This window comes from Raoultibacter timonensis (assembly GCF_900240215.1).
GTDB classification, from domain to species: Bacteria; Actinomycetota; Coriobacteriia; order Coriobacteriales; family Eggerthellaceae; genus Raoultibacter; species Raoultibacter timonensis.
This window is the reverse complement of record NZ_LT964679.1, coordinates 1,737,880-1,756,741: the sequence shown is the minus strand read 5'-3', so window position 1 is coordinate 1,756,741 and position 18,862 is coordinate 1,737,880. Positions and strand designations below refer to the sequence as shown.

Genomic DNA, 18,862 nt, shown 5'->3' with positions numbered 1-18,862 from the left:
GGCGGGCGAGCCCGCGGGGTCGTGCCAGCGGGTGTGCGGATCTCAGATACGGGTTTTCTTTCGTTGTGTTGCGGTTTCGAAACGCACAAGGCGCGCCGCTTTATTCTCTTGCTGCGTATTGCCTGGTCGGCGCTTCATGCCAATGAGCTCGTTGCTGCAGGCGCTCGCGTCTGGGTCGAAAACCGGCCCCTTGAGGGTCCCAAGTACAGCACAATGAAGAAAAAAGCGCATTTCCGATCGAAGTCACATGCGCTCAACCGCCGTACGATGGACGCACGGCGGTTGAAGTCAATCGACCCGCTCTTCATCTTCAAGCGCAACATCGCCCATCCCCGCGGCCCAGAGCATGTACGGGTTCATAACGCGGCTTGCGTCGGGCGTTTGGCTAGAAGCGTAGCGGCGGCCGAGCACCTGATCCACCCATGCCGGATCGATCGGCTCGTACGGGAAGTCGAGCCTTCGCGCGACGAGGGTCGCCGGAAACGTATGCGCCGCATTGACGTAGGTTGCCACGAGATTGTTGTAGGCGAGGGCCCGTTCGGCGGCGGCTTCGGCTTTGCGGCTTTCGGGATCGTCGCTTTTGGCGAAGGCAGAGCCGTCGTGCGCTTTGCGGGGATCGCTGCCGTTCGCTGCGCTTTGCGCGCACGCTTGGTCAAACGCGTTGCGGGCGTGTTGGATTTCGTGTTGAAGCGTTCGCAGGTAGCGTAGCGTAAGCGCGAGCACGACGAAGAATCCCGTTGCAATCACGGTGATGATGAGTGCGAATTCCATACGGCGGTCCTCTCTGCGTTTCTGCGGGCAATCGCGGACGGGTTGCGGGCGGGTTTTCGCAGCTGCGGAGGGCGCTTGTCCGTACAGCAACTGCGCACCCCGCGCAAACCGACATCTGCAAATCGATATCGACACGCCGACATCGACGTGGTTTGCGTACGCGGCCTATACGCGGTATTGCTTGAGATCCTCTTTTGAGATGCCGCAGGATTGGCGCAGCTCGCGTATCTTCGCGCCGCTTTTCGTGAACTCGATGCTCGCGGTGCCGCCGACGATGGCAAGACCGAACGCGATGAGCATGGTAAGCGCACCGGCGACGATGCCGTTCGGATCGATAACGCCCTGCGAGGCGAGGAGCTGCTTGCCGGCGACTACGACGACGATGATCGCCAAGGCGGCGGCGCACTTGATGACGTCGCGCCTTCGGCGGGCCCGCAGTTCGGCTATCTCGTCGAGGCAGCGCGCTTTGCGCTTCGAGAGCTCTCTGGACATGGATCGGTTCCTTCCATCCTATCGTGCGAAGCGTCCAAGCGCTCCGCACGGACGCGGTTACTGCGATGCCGACGACCGGCGTTTTTCGAGCATGGCCATATCGCGGTTCCAGATCTTGGAGAACGGCAGCACATTGATAGTTGCAGCTACCGAGAGCACGGCCATGACCGCGAACACGGCCAAGCGGTTCTCGGCGCCCCCGACCGCCGAGCTCACGACGATGTTGAGCAGCGAGCCGAACGCGATGGCGAAGTTGGCGAGCGAGAGGTTGAGCGGATAGTTCTTCGATCCGAAACGCTGGCGCGAGAACGCAGAGGCGACTACCGGTACGCCGCCGTAGCAGAAGCCGCAGCAGAACGTGCCCGCGATGTAGAGCGCCGAGATGCCGGTAACGAAGGCGCCGACGATGCAGAACGTCGCTGCGACCGCCACGAGGCCGTCGATGAGCATCGTCGTCTTGACGTTGGTCTTGTCGTAGACGATGCCGATGACGATGCGGGCGAGGCCGTTGCAGGTCGATACGAGGCCGACGAGCAACGTGGCGAACGTCGCATCGATGCCGACGAGCTGGGCGTCGGAAGCGCAGTTGCCGATCGTGGCAAGCCCGATGGCGATGACGATGATGGCCCATATCCAGTACACGTAGAACGCGGGGGTCTTGAGCGCCGCGTCCTCGTCGCCGGGGTCGTAGCCCGAAGCGGTCGCCTTCTCGGGCGCCATGACGGCGACGATGGTTGCGGGAGGTCGGTTGAGCAGAAGCGCGAGGGCGAACACGACCACGGCCGTGACGATGCCGATGGCGGCGAATACGGTGCCGAGGCCGAACGAGGGGATCAGGTTGACGGAAAGCGTCCCGAGCACGAGCGACCCCAGTCCGAAGCCCATCATGAGCACGCCCGAGGAAAACCCGACCTTGTCGGGAAACCAGACGTTGGTGGTGGCTACGATGGTGTTGTAGCCGATGCCGACGCCGAGGCCGCCGAACGTTCCGTAGAACAGGTAGAGCACGACGATGTTCCCGTCGCCGAACAGCCCCGTTCCCGCGAACCCGAGGAAGAACAGCACCGCCGCTACGATGAGCGATCCCCTCACGCCCATCTTCGCATCGATCTGCGATCCGACGACCGCGCCGATGCAGAATGTGATCATCATGATATTGAACGTGAGCGCCACCGCCGCTTTGTCGAGGCCGAACGCCGAGGTTATCGGGCCGGCGAACATCGAGAACGCGTAAATGAGGCCGAGAAAGAGCAATGCCAGCGTAGAGAGCGCAAGATACAGCCTGCGCCTGCCCTTAATCTGGCTTACTGTCAAATCAGACATGGAATCCCTCGCTTCTGTAGTTTTCCGAAGAGGTGCGGCGCGAGCGCGCCAAGGCAGGTTCGATTATAGGGAAGGGCTTCGCCTGTGACCCTATGCCAGCTTCGGTATCTTGCATGCGGCTGTACGCGCGCGTATGGCCGCGCGTACTAGATCGCCGTTTTTCATACTCGATGAGGTATACCGCGCTTCAAGCGCGGTGGTAGCGTGCAGAGCTTGGGACGGCGCGCCCGAAGCGCGCAGGAAAACGCGAAAGGCGGCAGGTGCGAGGATGGATGTGACAACAGAGGAGCTCGACGGCGGGAAGCTCGTTTTGACGGTGGCGCTTGCCGCGGGCGAGATGGGGGAGCGCATACGGAAAGCGGCCATCGCGATCGCCTACCGGGAGCATATCGCCCCCGATCCCGCCACCACGCCCGAGCGTGCTGTGGAAGAGAAGCTCGGGAGTGAGGAATACGAGGCGCGCATGGCCGAGCAGATCATGGACGATGCCGTGCCGTTCGCGCTCGATAAAGCCGGCTTGGATATCGTGGGGTTGCCGACCTATCTGTCGGCTCGGCCGGCCCGGGCCGGCCGAAGCTTCGAATTCACCCTCGAGTGCGTGCGCGTTCCCCGCATCGAGCTTCCCTCCTACGATCCGGTCGAGATCACGATCATGCCCGCCGAGTTGAGCGCCGATCTCGTTGCCGAGCGGATCGATGCGCTGGCCCGCCAGCATGCCGTCCAGGAAATCGATGCAGCCAAGCGTACGGTGAAGCGGGGCGATACCGTAGAGCTTGCGATGGAGACGGTGAAGGACGGCGAGCGGGTGCGCGGCCTGTGCCGTCCGAGGAACCGCTACACGACGGGTTCGGCTGCGATGCCCGACGGGTTCGACGAGGCTGTCATCGGCATGACGGTGGGCGATACCGCCGATATCGAGTTCGAGGGCCCCGGCTTCGGCGTCGACGGCAACGGCGATCCGATCATGGAGCGCTACCGGTCCACGGTCACCGTGAAGGGCGTCCTCAAAGAGGTCGTTCCCGAAGTGACCGACCAGTGGGTGGCTTCGACCGTTCCCGATTGCTCGACGGTGGCCGAACTCGAATCCAAAGTCGAGCAGACGCTCGCCGCGCAGCTTGAAGGCGAGCGTTTTCGGCAGAAGGAGCTACTCGCAGCCTCTGAATTGGCGAAGCGATTCGATGCGAAAATCGAGGATGCCGTATACGATGCCGCCATGCGCGAGGCCAAGAAGGGCTTCTTGGACGAGCTCGAGCGCCAGAACACGACGCTCGAGGCGTTCCTCGAACAGGAGCATATGGAAGAGCAGCAGCTGGGCATCGCGCTCATGATGCAGGTGAAGGAACAGCTCGTGCGGCAGCTATCGCTCGAAGCTTTGGCCGACCACCTCGACCTCGAGGTCGAAGAGACCGACCTCGACNCCGGCGCGCCAAGGCGACCCGCTACCTCGTCGAGCACGCCGTGATACACGAAGCTCCCGTTCGGTAGCGCGCATTCGTGGCCGCTTCGGGGAACAGGGCTTCGATTCTTCTGGTCGGCGTTGCGACGCTGCTCATGTTCGGCACGATCTACGCCTGGTCGATCTTCATCGCGCCGCTCGAATCGGAGTTCGGATGGACGAGGAGCCAGACGTCGCTTACGTTTTCCGTCGCGATGATCGCGCTGTCATTCGGCATGCTCTCGATCGGGTGGCTATCGCGGGTCGCGCCGCTCAGGGCGTGCTTCGTCGCTTCGACCGCCCTGGTTGCGGCGGGGCTGATCCTGTGCTGCTTCATCGAAGACCTGTGGCAGCTTTACGTGTTCTACGGCGTGCTCTGCGGTTTCGGCAGCGGTATGGGCTATACGGTGTGGACGACCAACGTGCTCGCCTGGTACGGCGACAGGGTGGGCTTCGCGAGCGGCGTGCTCGTCATGGGGTTCGGCATGGGGGCGGCCGTGCTCGGCTCGCTCGCCTCGGCGCTCATCTACTCTCCGCTCGGGTGGCGCGCGGCCTTCGCGGTCATCGCGCTCGCCGTGGTGGCGGAAGGGCTCGCCGCCCTCTGGTTCATCCGCACGCCGCCCCCGTCGGTGAGGGCGCTCGAACCGAAGCGGGATCGCATCGGCGTGAGCCTGCCCGCCTCTCGCGTGGTGCGCGAGCCGTCGTTTTGGCTGTTCTGCGTTTGGAGGAGTTTGGTGATGGGCATCGGCGGAGCGGTGATCGCCGAGGCTTCGGTCATGATGACGGGGATCGGATCCCCGGTAGCGCTTGCGACCCTTGCGGCGTGCGGCCTCGGCGCGGCGAACGGGTTCGGCCGCCCGATCGGGGGCATCCTGTTCGATGTGATCGGCCAGTACAAAACCCTGGTGCTACTGCCGCTTCTCGCGCTCGCCGCCTCTGCGGCGATGGCGGTGTCGTATTGGATGGGTGCGCCGATCGTCTTTGCGGGTGCGCTGCTTGCCGAAGGGCTGCTCTACGGCATGTTCGCTGCTATCAACACCTCGTATATGCGCACGACGTTCGGGCAGGACCACCTTGCCGCCAACACGGGCGTCAGCGCCGTGGTCCTCGCTCCGTTCAACCTCGTGTTCCCCTTGGCGGCAGCCTGGGTGTTCGAGGCGACGGGCGGCTACGGCGGGTTCTTCGCCGCGGTGCCGCTGTTCGTTGCGGTGTCGCTTGCCGCAGGCGTCCTGTGCAAGCCCGCGAACGAGCGTATGGCGGCGCGTTGGGCGGGGAAGGGCAGGTAGGGCATGGCCTGGAACGAGCAGTGGATCACGAAGGTGGCCGTTTCGGCGGCAGGTGAGGATTACGCCGCATTCGAGGCGATCGGGCTGCAGGCGATCGGGGACGCCCGCGTGCTCGACGTGGGCNGACGCCTGCGCAGGCGGACGGTGCGGATGACGAGGGCGCGCCAGCCGGGTACGCCTCGGTGAGGCCCATGCGGGAAACCGACATCCCGGCTGTTATGGCGATCGAGATCGATGCGTTTCGGGATCCCTGGACGCCGCTCGCGTATCTTGCCGAGCTCAGGTACAACCCCGCTGCCCGCTACGAGGTGCTTGAAGACGAGACGGAGACGGTTGTGGGATATGCGGGCGTTTGGCGCAGCGCCGAGGGAATCCACCTTGCGAGGATCGCCGTCGATGCGGCGCAGCGCGCGAAGGGGTACGGAAGCCTGCTGCTCGATGCGGTGTTCGCGTACGCGCTCGAATGCGGGTTGCCGGTCGTGACGCTCGAAGTACGTTCCTCGAATCGCGCGGCCCGCGCGTTCTACCGCGCGGCGGGCTTCGAGGAGGCGGACGTGTGGGAGCGCTACTACGCCGATCCGGCCGACGATGCGATCGTCATGGCGAAATCGCTTGCATGAGCCGATGCGAGGCGGTTCCCGGTTCGGATGGAACCACCTTTCCAAGCGATAGGACCACACGCTGAAGCCACCTTGAAACGCAAAGGCGGGCTCCGTGTGTGCCCCCACGAAGCCCGCTGTGTTTCAGACCGATCCTATTATAAGACATAATCTAGTAGTTGGCAAGAGCTGTAGGGCGCAAACCTTGATGGTCGCCTTGTCCGTGCGCTGCCCTGCGTTCGTTGCTCCCAATCAAGGCGGCGGCGTAGGCCTTGATCGCGCTCGGCGCGCGGCTTCGCGCCGAGTATTCGGGTCGCGTCGGGTCGCGATTCGAAGCTGCGCTGGCGCCACCCGTTACTCGTAGCGCTCGGCTGCCAGCGCGAGCTGGTCGATGATATCGATGCTCTGCGGGCACATCTGCTCGCAAGCGCCGCATTCGATGCAGGTCGATGCAGGACCCGCGGCTGCCTGCCAGGAGTAGAGTCCCTTCACGAACTCGCGGTCCTCGACCATGAGCTCGAGGTTGAGCAAACCCATGATCTCGGGAATCTTCACGCCCTGGGGGCATTCCTTCGCGCAGTAGCGGCAGTTCGTGCACGGTACGGTGGGCACGCTCTTCAGCGCGGCGACGGCTTCGTCGAGTGCAGCCTGCTCGGCTTCGGTGAAGGGCTTGTCCGCCTTGAAGCTCGCGGCGTTGTCCTTCACCTGATCGAGCGTCGACATGCCGGCAAGCACCGAGATCACGTTCGGCAGATGCCAGCAGAATCGATACGCCCACGAGGCCAAGCTTGCGTCGGGTGCCGCTTCGTGCAGAATTCGGGCGGCGCGTTCGGGCAGGTCGGCCAGGCGACCGCCGCGCACCGGTTCCATGATGACCACGGGTACGCCGTGGCGTGCAGCCACTTCCATGCAGGCGCGTGCTTCCACGACCGGATCGTCCCAATCGAGGTAGTTCACCTGAAGCTGCACTAAATCCATGTTCTGGTGCGCGGTGAGAAGGGCGTCGAGCGTCTCTGCTCCGTCGTGTATGGAAAAGCCGACGTTTTTGATGAGTCCCTCCGCTTTCTTCTGTTGCACGAAATCCCACATGCCGTATTCGTCGAACCGGGCAGTGCGGTTGCCTCCGACGTTGTGGAGCAGGTAGAAATCGACGTAATCGAGGCCCAGGCGCTCGAGAGAGACGGCGAGGTTCTGCTTAGCCTCCTCGGCGCTCTCGATCGCCCAGGCGAGGCATTTGGTTGCCACCGTGTAGGCATCGCGGGGGTAGCGGTCTACGAGCGCCTCTTTGAGCGCGCGTTCCGATGCTCCCTGGTGGTACACATGCGCTGTGTCGAAATACGTGCCGCCTGCGCCCATGAACTCGTCGACCATCTTCTTGAATTGGTCGATGTCGATGCTCGTCTGGTCTTCGGGATCGGTCAGCGGCAGGCGCATGCACCCGAAGCCGAACTTCGGGATGGATTCGAATTCTTGGTTCATGAGGCTCCTCTCGTAATGTTGCCCGCCTATCCTACGTCTTGGAGCGCACTCTAAGTCAAGAATGAATTTGGGAAGAATTCCGCCAGGCGCCGATGCGCGCGAGCGGGCGCATAGCTCAGATCGCGAACCTCATGCCGTCGAGCGCGACCTTGACGCGCCCGTCGTACTGCTCGACGTACGCTTCGAGTTCGGCGAGCGTGACGGGCTCGTCGTAGTGCATGGCGAGGTGCGTGAGGTAGACCGTGCCCGCATCGAGCGCAAACCCCTCTTCGATCGTCTCCTGCACGCTATGGTGGTCGTTCGGGTTCCAGTTGCGCTTCCAGAACGTCGCATCGAGCACGAGGACGTCGACGCCGCGTACGGCTTCGACGGTTTCGGGGGGCAAGGGACCGGTATCCGATGCATAGAACAGCTTCGTCTTCGGCGTTTCGACCAGATAGCCGAAGGTGCCGGGGGCGTGGGTGACCGGCAGGGCGGTGTAGCGCACCCCGTCGTATTCAACGTTGTCGAACGGTTCGAGCACGTGTTCGTCGAGACAGTACGTCATGTAGTGGAACTCCCGTCCGATGCCCTCGAGGGCAAGCGCGCTTCCGTACGTCGGGAGCGCTTCCTTCGTCACGAGCTGCACCATGTACTCGAGTTCGCCGAGGCCTCCGATGTGGTCGAANGACGGGGGGGGGGGGGTATGCAGGGGTGGCGGGGGTTGCGGGTAAACGGGTGGCGAGAGCGGCGGGTGTTGCGGACGGGGCTGTTTCTACGGGTTTTTGACGATTATGCTGCGTCCGGAGCCCGCCTGCAAGCCGGCCGGCTTCTTGCTCTCATCATATTGCCTGGTCGCGGGGCTGTCCCGATTCGACCTCTTTCAAGGCCCGCCTTCAAGGGCGTCGAAAGCCGCCCCAAAGGGTCTTGAACGCAACATAATCGGCAAAAACCCGTAGACGAGGGCGATTCCGCCGTTGAACCAGGATCGACGCGCCCTCGCGGAGCGCCCGACAGCGGGCTGGCGTTCCGAAGTCGCACGCGGGCGCATGTCGATATTGGTTTAATAGCGGAATGCGCCGATTCGGGCACAAAATTCGAGGTTTGGCAAAATATACTACCTTATACATTTTGCGGACGAAAAACGCATCGCGCTGAACAGGCATTTCCCGAGCGCCTTAAATGAATGACCATCCCTTTATTGATAATAATTGCCAAACCTCCAATTTTGTGCCATTCCGTTGTCGACCGATGNCCCGCAGCCACCCGCCGTCCCGTACTCCGCACGGCCGCCCCGTGTGCGGAACGCCCGAAAACGACTCTTTATCGGACGATGCCCACCAGTCACGGGAGCAGACGTTGCTCTTTTGTTGATTCTTGACTCGGTGCTATATAATGGATGCCGTCCAATAGGAGTATTGGTCGCATAATGGATTAAGGCGAATGTGTCAGGAGGAAAAGAAAGGCGAAGGTCGCGCGCGATCCGATTGGCGGGGGCGCCGGATGTCCGGCTGCAAGGCGAAACCAAGACGCGAAAGCCCGGTTCGGGGATCGAGCGGGCGAGCGGTGGGTCTCGTTCCGTCAGCGGCGTGGTCCGAAAAGCGGGAATTCCGAATTAGTACCGATAGGCTTACCTCCCATACTGGATTAAATCTTCTAGTGTGATGTATGCGGTTCGGGGCTCCCCTAAACTGGGCTCTGCGATCTGTATGAGGTTGCTCTTTTCCGCGTTTCATATGTCCCAATGTGCGAACGAAAATGTCAAGACGAGTAGTAGAGGGGAAGGTAGATGACAGAAATCGATATCCACGCCGATGGCGTCGAGATGGTCAAATCGCTGTGCTATTTCTGCCATGCGAACTGCGGCGTCCTAGCCTACGTCAAGGATGGCGACGTGATCAAGATCGAAGGCGATCCTGATTACTCCAACCATGGCGGTCTGTGCTGCCGCGGCACCAGTGCGCTTCTGCATGTCAACCACCCCGCCCGCATCAACCACGCGCTCAAGCGCGTGGGCGAGAAGGGCGAGGGCAAATGGGAGAAGATCCCATACGACCAGGCGATCCAGGAAGTGGCCGATAAGCTCAACCAGATCAAGGCCGAAAGCGGCGCCGAAGCGGTGGCAACGGCCGGCGGTACCACGCGCACCGACGACTGGGCGCGCCGCCGCTTCCTCAACCAGTTCGGCTCGCCGAACGGTTTCCACAACGCGCTTCTGTGCTGGATCCCCACGTTCATGGCCGAAACCTGCGTAGCGGGTTGGTCGCCGTTCGAGACCGATCTCGGCGGTGCGAAGTGCCTGATCCTCTGGGGCATGAACCCCGGCGCTTCGACGCTTGGCGGCATGGACGGCTACACCGACCTGCAGAAGGCGGGCCTCAAGATCGTCGTCGTCGACCCGCGCTATTCCGAAACGGCTTCCAAGGCCGATCTCTGGGTGCCGCTGCGCCCCGGTTCGGACGCGGCCCTCGCGCTTTCGATGCTGCATACCATCATCTACGAAGGCCTGTACGACTACAACTTCGTCAACGAATGGTGCGACGGCTTCGACGAGCTGCGCGAGCACGTGAAGGAGTACACGCCCGAGTGGGCCGCTCCCATCACCTGGCTCAAGCCCGAGCAGATCCGCGAAGTCGCCCGCATGTACGCCATGAACCGCCCCGGCTGCATCCAGTGGGGTTGCACGTGGGACCAGATCGGCCGCGCCTCCACCACCGGCAGCCATGCCATCGCGCTCATCCGCGCGGTTTGCGGCAACCTCGACGTTCCCGGTGGCGACGGCATGCCCGGTCCCTCGCTCGGCTTCTTGACCGACGAGGAGATGGAAGCGAACGAATGCCTGCCCGAGGAACAGAAGGCCAAGCAGATCGGCTCCAACAAGTTCAAGCTCACCTCGTGGCCCGGCTACCAGCTCATCTCCGATAACGCGAAACGCACGTGGGGCAAGACGCTACCTACCGAGTGGTTCTGCGAAGCCCATGGCCCGAGCGTGTTCAAGGCCATCATCACGGGCGATCCGTACCAGGTGCGCGCTCTCATCGTGAATGCCACGAATCCCGTGAACTCCTACGGCGATGCGAAGATGACGCTGCAGGCGCTCAAGCAGTGCGAGTTCTTGGTCACCGTCGATTACTGGATGACTCCCGCGGCGCTGTTCTCCGACTACGTGTTCCCGGCGGCAGGCGCGCTCGAGCGTCCGACCATCGTTACCCATTACGGTGCGACCGACTCGTTCATGGGAGGCAGGCGCGCCATCCAGCCCAAGTACGACCGTCACACCGACATGACGTTCTGGCGCAAGCTCGGCCTTGCATGCGGGCAGGATCCCGAGATGTGGCCGTGGGAGACCGAAGAGGAGGCCTACTACCACATCCTTGAGCCCCTCGGTCTGTCCATCAGCTGCTACAACGATTTCGTCGATTACTATCGCATGTACTATCCGCCGCTGCACCAGAACAAGTTCATCACCAACGGCGGCTTCTGGACGCCTTCGGGCAAGGTCGAGTGCAACTCGTCGATCCTGCGCCAGCTCGGCTACTCGGGCATGCCCACCTACATCGGCTGCATCGAGAACGAGATCGACACGCCCGAGATCGCCGAAGAGTACCCGATCGTGCTCACCACGGGCGGCGGTTTCATGCCGTACCACCATTCCGAGCACTTCCAGATGGAGGGCATCCGCTTCCTCTATCCCGACCCGTACTTCTCGATCAACCCCGAGCTCGCCGAGAAGCTCAAGATCGCCTACGGCGACTGGTGCTGGATCGAAACCCGTCGCGGCCGCATCAAGATGCGCGCGAACGTGGAGCCCGAGGTGGCCCCGAACGTGGTGTTCGCGCCGCGCGGCTGGTGGTTCCCCGAGCGCGACGGCTCTGCCGACCTGGACAATCCGTTCGGCTGCCTCGAATCCAACGTCAACGTGCTCACCTCGGTCGACGATTGGGACTGCGACCCGATGGGCGGATCGTGGGCGAACCGCGGCCTCATGTGCAAGGTGTACAAGTGCGGCGAGTTCGACAAGGACTACAAGCCCTCCGACACCCAGTTCTCTATTCCGGGCTCGTCGAAGGAGCCGGGCGTCACGGTCATGCCGAGCGATCAGCATCTGGCTCGCGAGCCCATTCCGTTCGAGGTTCCGCAGCCTCCCGAGGAGGTTCCCGAGGGATACGAGTGGGTGTGGCAGAGCGGCAACCTGTATACGAAGGACACGCACTTCCGCCTCGATGAATCGGGCTGGCTCATCAACCCGAGGACCAAGGGCTATCACGACGCCTACACCGGTTGGCGCTACGATGCGGCGGGCGAGTGCCTGGTCGACGACGAGACCGGCAAGATGTACACGATGGACCGCGAGGAGATCCCGTTCGTGGCCGGCATCCGCTGCTATCCGGGCGCCGAGGCGGCACCGTACGAGGTTCCCGAGAACCTCACGTGGAGCGTTGAGCGCGGGCATGCCGTGCTGGGCGATCTGGCTTACGTGTACGATCCCAACAGCGGATGGCTCATCGATCCGGAGACCGGCGCGTTCCATGACGCGTACTACGGTTTCGCCTACGATGCCGAGCGCGGATGCTTGGTAGACGGGGCAACCGGCAAATGCTACGACATGAGCTACAACGAGCTTGTTGCCGAAGATCCCGAGCAGGCCGCATCCGAGGGCGCGGCCGCGACCGAGGAAGGAGAATAGACATGACACGGTACGTGATGGTCATCGACAAACGTCGCTGCATCGGCTGCCAGTCGTGCACGGTTGCTTGTCGTACGTGGAACGACCTGCCGTTGGATATTGTGTACAACCCGGTTGTCACCGAGGGAACCCAGGGAACCTGGCCCAACGTGCATCGCGACTGGACGCCGCTTCTGTGCATGCACTGCGCCAATCCCGAGTGCGTTCCCTGCTGCCCCACGGGAGCGAGCCAGCAGGACGAGGACGGCACCGTTTGGATCGACTCCAAGAAGTGCATGGCGTGCAAGGTGTGCGTCAACGCGTGCCCCTACGGCATGCGCGACGCCTCCCATCTCGAACCCCGTCTGCACCGCTTCGTGCGCAAGTGCACGTTCTGCCGCGATCGCAGGCAAATGGATCCGAGCGCGAAGCCCTACTGCGTGGACACCTGCCACCAGAAGGCACGCATCTTCGGCGATATCGACGATCCCGAGAGCGAAGTTTCAAAACTCATCGGTTCGGTGAAGACCGAGCGTCTGTTCACCGAATTCGGAACCGACCCGCAGATCTACTATATTCCCGAGTTGGGAGGTAAGGCGTAATGAAACATCATTATTGGGAGATGCCCATCGTCATCTATCTGTTCTTGGGTGGCCTTGGCGGCGGCATCATGTTCCTTTCCGCCATCTTCGACTTCTTCATCACCCCGGGTGCGGGCGTTCTGTTCGCCTGGCCGATGTTCATCGCGCTCGCCGCGCTCGCCGTAGGTTGCTTCTTCTTGGTGTTCGAGCTGGGGCAGCCGCTCGTGTTCTGGCGCGTGTGGACCACCGCGACCGCCATCATCAAATGGGGCGCGACGCTCCTGGTCATCGCCATGGTATTCGGAGCGCTCTGGTGGGTGTCGTATCTGCCTTGGGAGTGGATCAGCGGGCTTGCCGGCGCTCTGGCCGGCGCACGCGGTCTGTTCCTCGGCATCGCCGGGTTCGCGGGCTTCGGCATCATGGTGTACACGGGCGTTATGCTCTCCACGCTGAAGGCCCATGCGTTTTGGGCGACTCCCGCGCTTCCGGTCCTGTTCACGATCTCGGCTATCTCCACCGCCTGCGCGGCCATCGCGCTCGGCCTCGGTGGATGGCCCGTTGAGTTCAGCCTCGAAGCCGTGTTCGTCACCGAAGTCATCCACGAGATCCTCCACATCGTCGATATCGTGCTCGTGTGCGCCGAGATCGTCGTGCTGCTCATCATGGTGCTTTCGTTCTTCGGTGCCGGCAACGTGACGGCCAAGGCCGTGGCGACCCGCTGGGTCAAGGGCAAGACCGCGCCTTTGTTCTGGATCGGCATGGTCGGCTTCGGTCTGATCATCCCGCTTGTCCTCTACATCGGCGGTGCCGGTTCCGCCGCTTCCTCGGTTGTTGCTCCCGTACTCGTTCTGCTCGGTGGCCTGCTGCTTCGCTACCTGTGCGTCTACTCCGACGAGCGTGCCGAGATTCCCGGCGAGAACCGCTATTACAACCGCATCGCCAAGGGCGACGAAAAATTCGTGTCCGAGTGGCGGGGCAAGGAGAATCTGTACTAGAGTTATAGCCTGAACGATTCAGAAGGCCGCCGCAGCCCAGTGCCGCGGCGGCCTGTCGAGAACTTCTCACAGCACGATGAAGGCGCCGAATCGTTTCGGTGCCTTCTGACGGATAGGAGATAAAACCGTGGGCCGCACGATTATGCGAGACGCATTGACGGGAAGCGCCGTGGCGCGCGATGGCTATGCGTACGCTCTGCTCGACGAGGCAGATCGTACGCATGCCCATGCTTCCGTGCGCTCGCTGTTCTTTCCGGGCTGTTCGGTTGTCAACTTCGCCCCCTCGCTCATGGACAAGGCCTATGCAGCGCTCGCCGAGGCGGGCGAGGCGGACGGCATCTCGCTTCTATGCTGCGGGAAGCTGCTCGCTTTCGAGCCCGAAGCGGATACCGTATGCCCTGCGTTCGAGGCGAATCTCTGCGATGCCCTGGCGGCAATCGGGGTAAAGCGCATCATCGCCGCCTGTCCCAACTGCGCAGCCGAGCTGCGTCGGGTGATGGCGAAAGACGAGCGTACTGCGACCATAGAGGTAGCCGCGCTGCCCGAGGTGCTCGCTTCGTGCGGGGCCGCAATAGACGGGGCGNGATTTCTGCGGTCTGGCGGATGCGGCGGACGATCGGCGCAAGGGATGCTGCGGCGCTTCGGGCGACGCCGATGCCGCCGTCGGCCCTGACGGCACACGATAGGAAACCCATGGATACCCGTGAACTGAAACCTACGAACTGCCACTTCTGCGGCTACCTCTGCGCCTTCACGGCTACGGTGGAAGATGGTCGGGTGATCGATCTCGAACCCGACACGTCGCGCTATCCGTACGATGAGAAGATCGTGCGCGGATGCAGGCGCTGGCGCATGAACCTCGACGTGCTCGACGATCCGAACCGCATCAACTGGCCGCTGCGCCGTAAGGGCGAGCGCGGGTCGAACGAGTGGGAGCGTGTGAGCTGGGACGAGGCGCTCGATGATATCGCTGCGCGCCTGAGCGCGCTCGCCGAAGAGCACGGACCTGCCACGCTTGCAAGCGCCATCGGCGGCCCCCATGCGTCGTTTTGGCCGCTGCACCGGTTCATGAGCCTGTTCGGATCGCCCAACAACATGGGCATCGGGCAGATTTGCTGGAATCCGCGCATCTGGATGGATGCGCTCACGTTCGGGTGGACCGTGGAAGCCGACATCGATCCGAACGTCACCGAAGCGGTGTTCATCTGGGGCACCAATCCCGCGCAGTCGGACAACTCGGCGTTCTGGCGCTCGCTCATCGGGATATCGAAAAGCGAGGTGCCTCTTGTGGTCGTCGACCCGCGGCGTACGCAGGTGGCGGCTCGCGCCGATCTGTGGCTTGCCGTGAAGCCGGGAACCGATTGCACGCTGGCGCTCGGGCTCGCACACGTCATCATCGCCGAGGACCTCGTAGACCACGGGTTCGTCGAGCGATGGTGCCACGGCTTTGACGAGCTCGTCGAACACGTGAAGCCCTACACCCCCGAAGCGGTCGCGCAGGTGTGCGGCCTCGACCCTGACGACATCGTGCGCGCTGCGCGCATCTTCGGCAAGGCCCGGGCCTCCGTGCTCGTGTCGGGCCGCGGCGTCGATCAGGTCGGTCCCGACGTAGCGCCGACCCATCGGGCCATCTGCTGTTTGCGCGCCATTACGGGAAACGTCGACAAGCCGGGCGCTTGCGTGCTGGCCGAGATGAGCGATTTTACGCCCGAGGTCGATCTCGAGATGAGCGCGTCCATGACCGATGAGCAGAAAGCGGCATGTCTGAACACGCCGTATACGCCCCTGCAGTGCTACGAGGGCTACGAGCGGGCTTGCGCGCTGACCGAGCGGCTCGGCAGGCGGCTTCCGGTGCGCTATCTCACCTCGGCGCATCCCGACCTTGTGCTCAAGGCCATGCTCGAGGGCGATCCGTACCCGGTGCGGGCGCTTATCGTCGAAGCCACCAATCCGCTCGTCACCTACGCCGACACCCATCGCGTGTTCGCGGCGCTCTCGTCGCTCGACCTGCTCGTCGTGATCGAATACTACATGACCCCCACGGCGAGCTTGGCCGACTACGTGCTGCCCGCTGCGGGTGCCGTCGAACGTCCGACGTTCCAAGCGCACGGCGGTGTGGCCAACATCGCTTACGGCGGGCCGGCTGCCGTCGAACCCTACTACGAGCGCAAGACCGATTACGACGTGTTCCGCGAACTGGGGCTGCGGCTCGGTCAGGCCGACTGCTGGCCCGATGAGACGCTTCAAGGGGCATACGCCCGCACGTTGGCCGATGCCGGCGTAACATGGGAGCAATACTGCGCCACGGGCCTGTATTGGCGTCCGCCCGCTTTCGCCAAGCACGAGCTTCTGGGCGAGGACGGCAAGCCGGCGGGCTTTGCGACGACGACGGGCAAGATCGAGCTTGCGTGCGAGATCCTCGGCGAGCTCGGCGGCGACCGTCTGCCGACGCCTTCGCCGCGGGCGGCGATTCCGCCTTTGCGCGGGACGGCCGACGGAGACGACGGCACCGAAAGCGTTTTGGCGGCAGCAGACGATGCGGGTGCTGCCGAAGCGGACGGCGCAGATGCGGCCGAGGGCCTCATTCTCATTACTGGGGCGCGCAAGCAGCCCTACAACGCTTCGATGTTTCTCTCGAACCCCGATTTCCGTGCGGGCTACCCCGACCCGCTCGTGGAGGTAAGCCCCCGAACCGCGACGCGATTGGGGCTTGCCGAAGGCGATAGGGTGGTGCTCGCGAACGAAAAGGGCGAGGCAAGCTTTATACTGAAAACAGCGCCCATGCGCGACGATGTGGTAAGCGCCGATTACGGATGGTGGTTTCCCGAACGGGAGCCCGGCGCTCCCGGTTTCGGCGGCATATGGGAATCGAACATCAATACCCTAACCGACTGCTCGGTGGCAGGCGGCGAGGCGATGATAGGAACCTGGTCGTACAATGCGATTCACTGTACGATCAGGAAAGACGAGGGGTCGACGGCATAGCGCCGATCGGCCGCAAGGAAACGTAAGGAGTCATGTCATGGCGGAAAAGAAACACGCCCTGCTCTTGTTCAGCAAGCCCCCGGTACCCGGCATGGTGAAGACGCGCCTGGTGGCGAGCGGCCCGTTCTCCGACGAGCAGGCCGCCGAGTTCTTCAAGCGGAGCCTGTTCGACGTGTCGGAGCTCTGCATGCAGGTGCTGCTCGAGCTGCAGGCCGAAAACGACGAGCTCGTGGCGGGCGATCCCGAGGCGACGAAGATCACCTACGACTTCTTTGTTTCGACCACCCCGGCCGATAACGTGGAGATCATGAAGGCCACCTACGACGAAATCGGCCCGTGGCCGATGGAGATACACTACATCACCGACAAGGGCGCCACGTTCGACGACCATTTCGACGATGCGTTCGCTCAGATTTTTGCGCTCGGCTACGAGAGCATCGTATCGGTCGGCGGCGACATCCCCACCATGCCGCGCACGCATATCTCGCAGGCGTTCGGGTGGCTCGATTACTACCAGGCGATCGGCACGCCGGGCTTCGTGCAGGCGCCGTGCCAGGAATGCGGCACGTCGCTCGTGGGGTTCAGCTACAACACGCCGATCAATCACCAAGGCGTGTACTACAACACGGGCGGGCGACCCGCGCTCGACGGCTACGTTGAGAAGCTCCAAGAGAAGAACATCCCCTCGGCGTTTCTCTCGCCGGTATCCGACGTCGACGAGATGGAGGATTTGGCGCACACTGTTTCCTGCATCCGCGCGATCGCCGAAGCCGCCAAGTCGCAACCCGGCATCTACGTGCCGCAACGCGTGCTCGACTGGGTCGATTTCATCGGCCTTCGCATAACCACGCCCCCGAACGACAACCACGATCCCCGCCAGTACATCGACGAATAGAGGTCAGCTATGGATCAGGCAGTCGGCCGCACGGCCATACATACGACGACGGCGCTCTGCCCGCAGTGCTTGCGCGAGCTTCCCGCCGAGGTGTACGAAGATGAAAACGGAGCCGTGTGGATGGAGCGCACGTGCCCCGAGCACGGCGAGCTCGCCACGCGCATGTGGCCCGACGCCGATCACTACCGCTGGCTGCGCTCCGAGGCGTTTTCCAAGGTCGCTCCTGAAAACACCATAGCTCCCACCGCCCCGTGCCCGTACGGGTGCGGCACGTGCAGCCGCCATGAGCGGCGCGCTACGCTGCTCGAGATCGAGGTCACGAGGAACTGCAACCTGCATTGCCCCGTGTGCTTCGCAAGCGCCGTGGGTGGCGAGGACGATCCGACGATGGACGAGATCTCCACCATGTACGACGTGATTGCGAATGCGGTCGGAACCGACGGTGCCGTGCAGATCACCGGCGGGGAGCCGACGTGCCGTAAGGATCTGGCCGATATCATCCGCATGGGCCGCGACAAGGGATTCTGGGGCATCGAGGTGAATACGAACGGCCTCGTGATCGCCGCACGCGACGGGTATCTCGAGGATCTTGTGGCAGCGGGCCTCACCGGCGTGTATCTGTCGTTCGACGGCCTGACCGGCGATGTGTACGAAGCGACGTGCGGACGCGACATCCTCGACATCAAGCTGCGCGTGATCGAGCGGTGCCGCGAGGCGGGCATCCAGGTGGTGCTCTCCGTCGCCGTCGTTGCCGGCTCAAACGATAAGCAGCTCGGCGATCTTCTGCGCTTTTCTCTCGAAAACGCCGACGTTGTGGCGGGCCTTGCGTTGCAGCCTGCGTTTACGTCGGGCCGCTTCGAGGCGAAGCGCGCCATGCCGATGTCGGCAGGCGATGTGATCTTCCAATTGGCAGGGCAGTCGGACGGGCTGATCGAACCCTACGACATCTGGCCGCTCGGGTGCTCGAACCCGCTGTGCGATACGGGCGTATTCCTCGTTCATGGCGAGGCGCCCGAGGGAGTGAAGCCCCATCCGTCGGGATTCTATCCGGCCACGCGCGCCATGACCGTCGAGGAGTACCACGGCGGATACAGCCCGGACAGCCCCCAGGGGTCGGTGTTCCTCGATATCCTGGCAGCGCGGGGCGTTGAAGTGGAAAGCGGTTTGTCGATCATCATCATGAATTACATGGATGCCGTGTCGATGGACACGCAGCGTTTGCGCGAGTGCAGCATGATGGTAACCGTGCCCGACGGGCGCGCCATCCCGTTCTGCTCGTACCACCTGACCGATGCCGCGGGCACGCGCGTGTATCCGCCTTGGGGGAAAGAGGAGCTCCGGTAACTCCCGCGGTTTACGTGCTCCATGACGAGAAA

Annotated in this window: 15 protein-coding genes; 10 read left to right on the top strand and 5 right to left on the bottom strand. The window is 63.1% G+C overall.

The genetic code is table 11. The annotated features are described in order from the left end of the window. Positions 1-288: 288 nt before the first annotated feature. From C1722_RS07845 to C1722_RS07835, 3 genes are all read right to left on the bottom strand, one after another. Positions 289-771, bottom strand: coding sequence for a hypothetical protein (locus C1722_RS07845; protein ID WP_102378738.1), 483 nt, complete (start codon positions 769-771; stop codon positions 289-291). A gap of 165 nt (positions 772-936) precedes the next feature. Further along, a complete protein-coding gene (locus tag C1722_RS07840; RefSeq protein WP_102378737.1) occupies positions 937-1,263 on the bottom strand; it encodes a hypothetical protein in 327 nt (108 codons plus the stop codon). Between the two features lie 57 nt (positions 1,264-1,320). After that, positions 1,321-2,586 (bottom strand): MFS transporter, encoded by a 1,266-nt coding sequence (locus tag C1722_RS07835; protein WP_102378736.1) that lies wholly within the window; start codon positions 2,584-2,586, stop codon positions 1,321-1,323. A 133-nt stretch (positions 2,587-2,719) separates the two neighbouring features. Between C1722_RS07835 and C1722_RS07830 the strand changes: the two genes are divergently transcribed. The 3 genes from C1722_RS07830 to rimI all read left to right on the top strand — a co-directional run bounded on the left by C1722_RS07830 (position 2,720) and on the right by rimI (position 5,927). Beyond that, positions 2,720-4,048 (top strand): trigger factor, encoded by a 1,329-nt coding sequence (locus tag C1722_RS07830; protein WP_146040622.1) that lies wholly within the window; start codon positions 2,720-2,722, stop codon positions 4,046-4,048. Positions 4,049-4,080: 32 nt separating this feature from the next. After that, positions 4,081-5,307, top strand: a complete 1,227-nt coding sequence (locus C1722_RS07825) for an MFS transporter (protein ID WP_102378734.1) — start codon at positions 4,081-4,083, stop codon at positions 5,305-5,307. Between the two features lie 191 nt (positions 5,308-5,498). Further along, positions 5,499-5,927: a ribosomal protein S18-alanine N-acetyltransferase gene (rimI, locus tag C1722_RS07815; RefSeq protein WP_102378732.1), complete on the top strand. Its 429-nt coding sequence runs from the start codon at positions 5,499-5,501 to the stop codon at positions 5,925-5,927. Positions 5,928-6,260: 333 nt separating this feature from the next. Here the strand turns inward: rimI and C1722_RS07810 are convergent, their stop codons facing one another. After that, a complete protein-coding gene (locus tag C1722_RS07810; RefSeq protein WP_102378731.1) occupies positions 6,261-7,385 on the bottom strand; it encodes an aldo/keto reductase in 1,125 nt (374 codons plus the stop codon). 115 nt (positions 7,386-7,500) lie between these two features. Then, complete coding sequence (locus tag C1722_RS07805; protein WP_280522953.1) at positions 7,501-8,043, bottom strand: MBL fold metallo-hydrolase; 543 nt, start codon at positions 8,041-8,043, stop codon at positions 7,501-7,503. A 1,110-nt stretch (positions 8,044-9,153) separates the two neighbouring features. Here C1722_RS07805 and C1722_RS07800 point away from each other — a divergent pair. The 7 genes from C1722_RS07800 (at position 9,154) to C1722_RS07770 (ending at position 18,830) form a co-directional block, all read left to right on the top strand. Next, entirely contained in the window at positions 9,154-12,051 is a 2,898-nt protein-coding gene (locus C1722_RS07800) for a molybdopterin-dependent oxidoreductase (RefSeq protein ID WP_102378729.1), read from the top strand. A 2-nt stretch (positions 12,052-12,053) separates the two neighbouring features. Beyond that, positions 12,054-12,632 (top strand): 4Fe-4S dicluster domain-containing protein, encoded by a 579-nt coding sequence (locus C1722_RS07795; RefSeq protein WP_102378728.1) that lies wholly within the window; start codon positions 12,054-12,056, stop codon positions 12,630-12,632. Then, entirely contained in the window at positions 12,632-13,606 is a 975-nt protein-coding gene (gene nrfD / locus C1722_RS07790; protein WP_102378727.1) for an NrfD/PsrC family molybdoenzyme membrane anchor subunit, read from the top strand. The genes C1722_RS07795 and nrfD overlap by 1 nt, the downstream gene beginning before the upstream one ends. A 142-nt stretch (positions 13,607-13,748) precedes the next feature. After that, positions 13,749-14,279: a heterodisulfide reductase-related iron-sulfur binding cluster gene (locus C1722_RS07785; RefSeq protein ID WP_425319373.1), complete on the top strand. Its 531-nt coding sequence runs from the start codon at positions 13,749-13,751 to the stop codon at positions 14,277-14,279. Positions 14,280-14,299: 20 nt separating this feature from the next. Then, the gene (locus C1722_RS07780) at positions 14,300-16,591 is read left to right on the top strand and encodes a molybdopterin-containing oxidoreductase family protein (protein ID WP_102378725.1); all 2,292 of its coding nucleotides are present in this window, start codon (positions 14,300-14,302) and stop codon (positions 16,589-16,591) included. A gap of 37 nt (positions 16,592-16,628) precedes the next feature. Next, the gene (locus tag C1722_RS07775) at positions 16,629-17,486 is read left to right on the top strand and encodes a TIGR04282 family arsenosugar biosynthesis glycosyltransferase (RefSeq protein ID WP_180995089.1); all 858 of its coding nucleotides are present in this window, start codon (positions 16,629-16,631) and stop codon (positions 17,484-17,486) included. Positions 17,487-17,495: 9 nt separating this feature from the next. Next, a complete protein-coding gene (locus tag C1722_RS07770; protein WP_102378723.1) occupies positions 17,496-18,830 on the top strand; it encodes a radical SAM protein in 1,335 nt (444 codons plus the stop codon). The last annotated feature ends 32 nt before the right edge of the window (positions 18,831-18,862 follow it).

Bases quoted from the DNA above. Each gene is read 5' to 3' on its own strand.
- C1722_RS07845 (WP_102378738.1), bottom strand. From the start codon at position 771: ATGGAATTCGCACTCATCATCACCGTGATTGCAACGGGATTCTTCGTC.
- C1722_RS07840 (WP_102378737.1), bottom strand. From the start codon at position 1,263: ATGTCCAGAGAGCTCTCGAAGCGCAAAGCGCGCTGCCTCGACGAGATA.
- C1722_RS07835 (WP_102378736.1), bottom strand. From the start codon at position 2,586: ATGTCTGATTTGACAGTAAGCCAGATTAAGGGCAGGCGCAGGCTGTAT.
- rimI (WP_102378732.1), top strand. From the start codon at position 5,499: ATGCGGGAAACCGACATCCCGGCTGTTATGGCGATCGAGATCGATGCG.
- C1722_RS07810 (WP_102378731.1), bottom strand. From the start codon at position 7,385: ATGAACCAAGAATTCGAATCCATCCCGAAGTTCGGCTTCGGGTGCATG.
- C1722_RS07800 (WP_102378729.1), top strand. From the start codon at position 9,154: ATGACAGAAATCGATATCCACGCCGATGGCGTCGAGATGGTCAAATCG.
- C1722_RS07795 (WP_102378728.1), top strand. From the start codon at position 12,054: ATGACACGGTACGTGATGGTCATCGACAAACGTCGCTGCATCGGCTGC.
- nrfD (WP_102378727.1), top strand. From the start codon at position 12,632: ATGAAACATCATTATTGGGAGATGCCCATCGTCATCTATCTGTTCTTG.
- C1722_RS07780 (WP_102378725.1), top strand. From the start codon at position 14,300: ATGGATACCCGTGAACTGAAACCTACGAACTGCCACTTCTGCGGCTAC.
- C1722_RS07775 (WP_180995089.1), top strand. From the start codon at position 16,629: ATGGCGGAAAAGAAACACGCCCTGCTCTTGTTCAGCAAGCCCCCGGTA.
- C1722_RS07770 (WP_102378723.1), top strand. From the start codon at position 17,496: ATGGATCAGGCAGTCGGCCGCACGGCCATACATACGACGACGGCGCTC.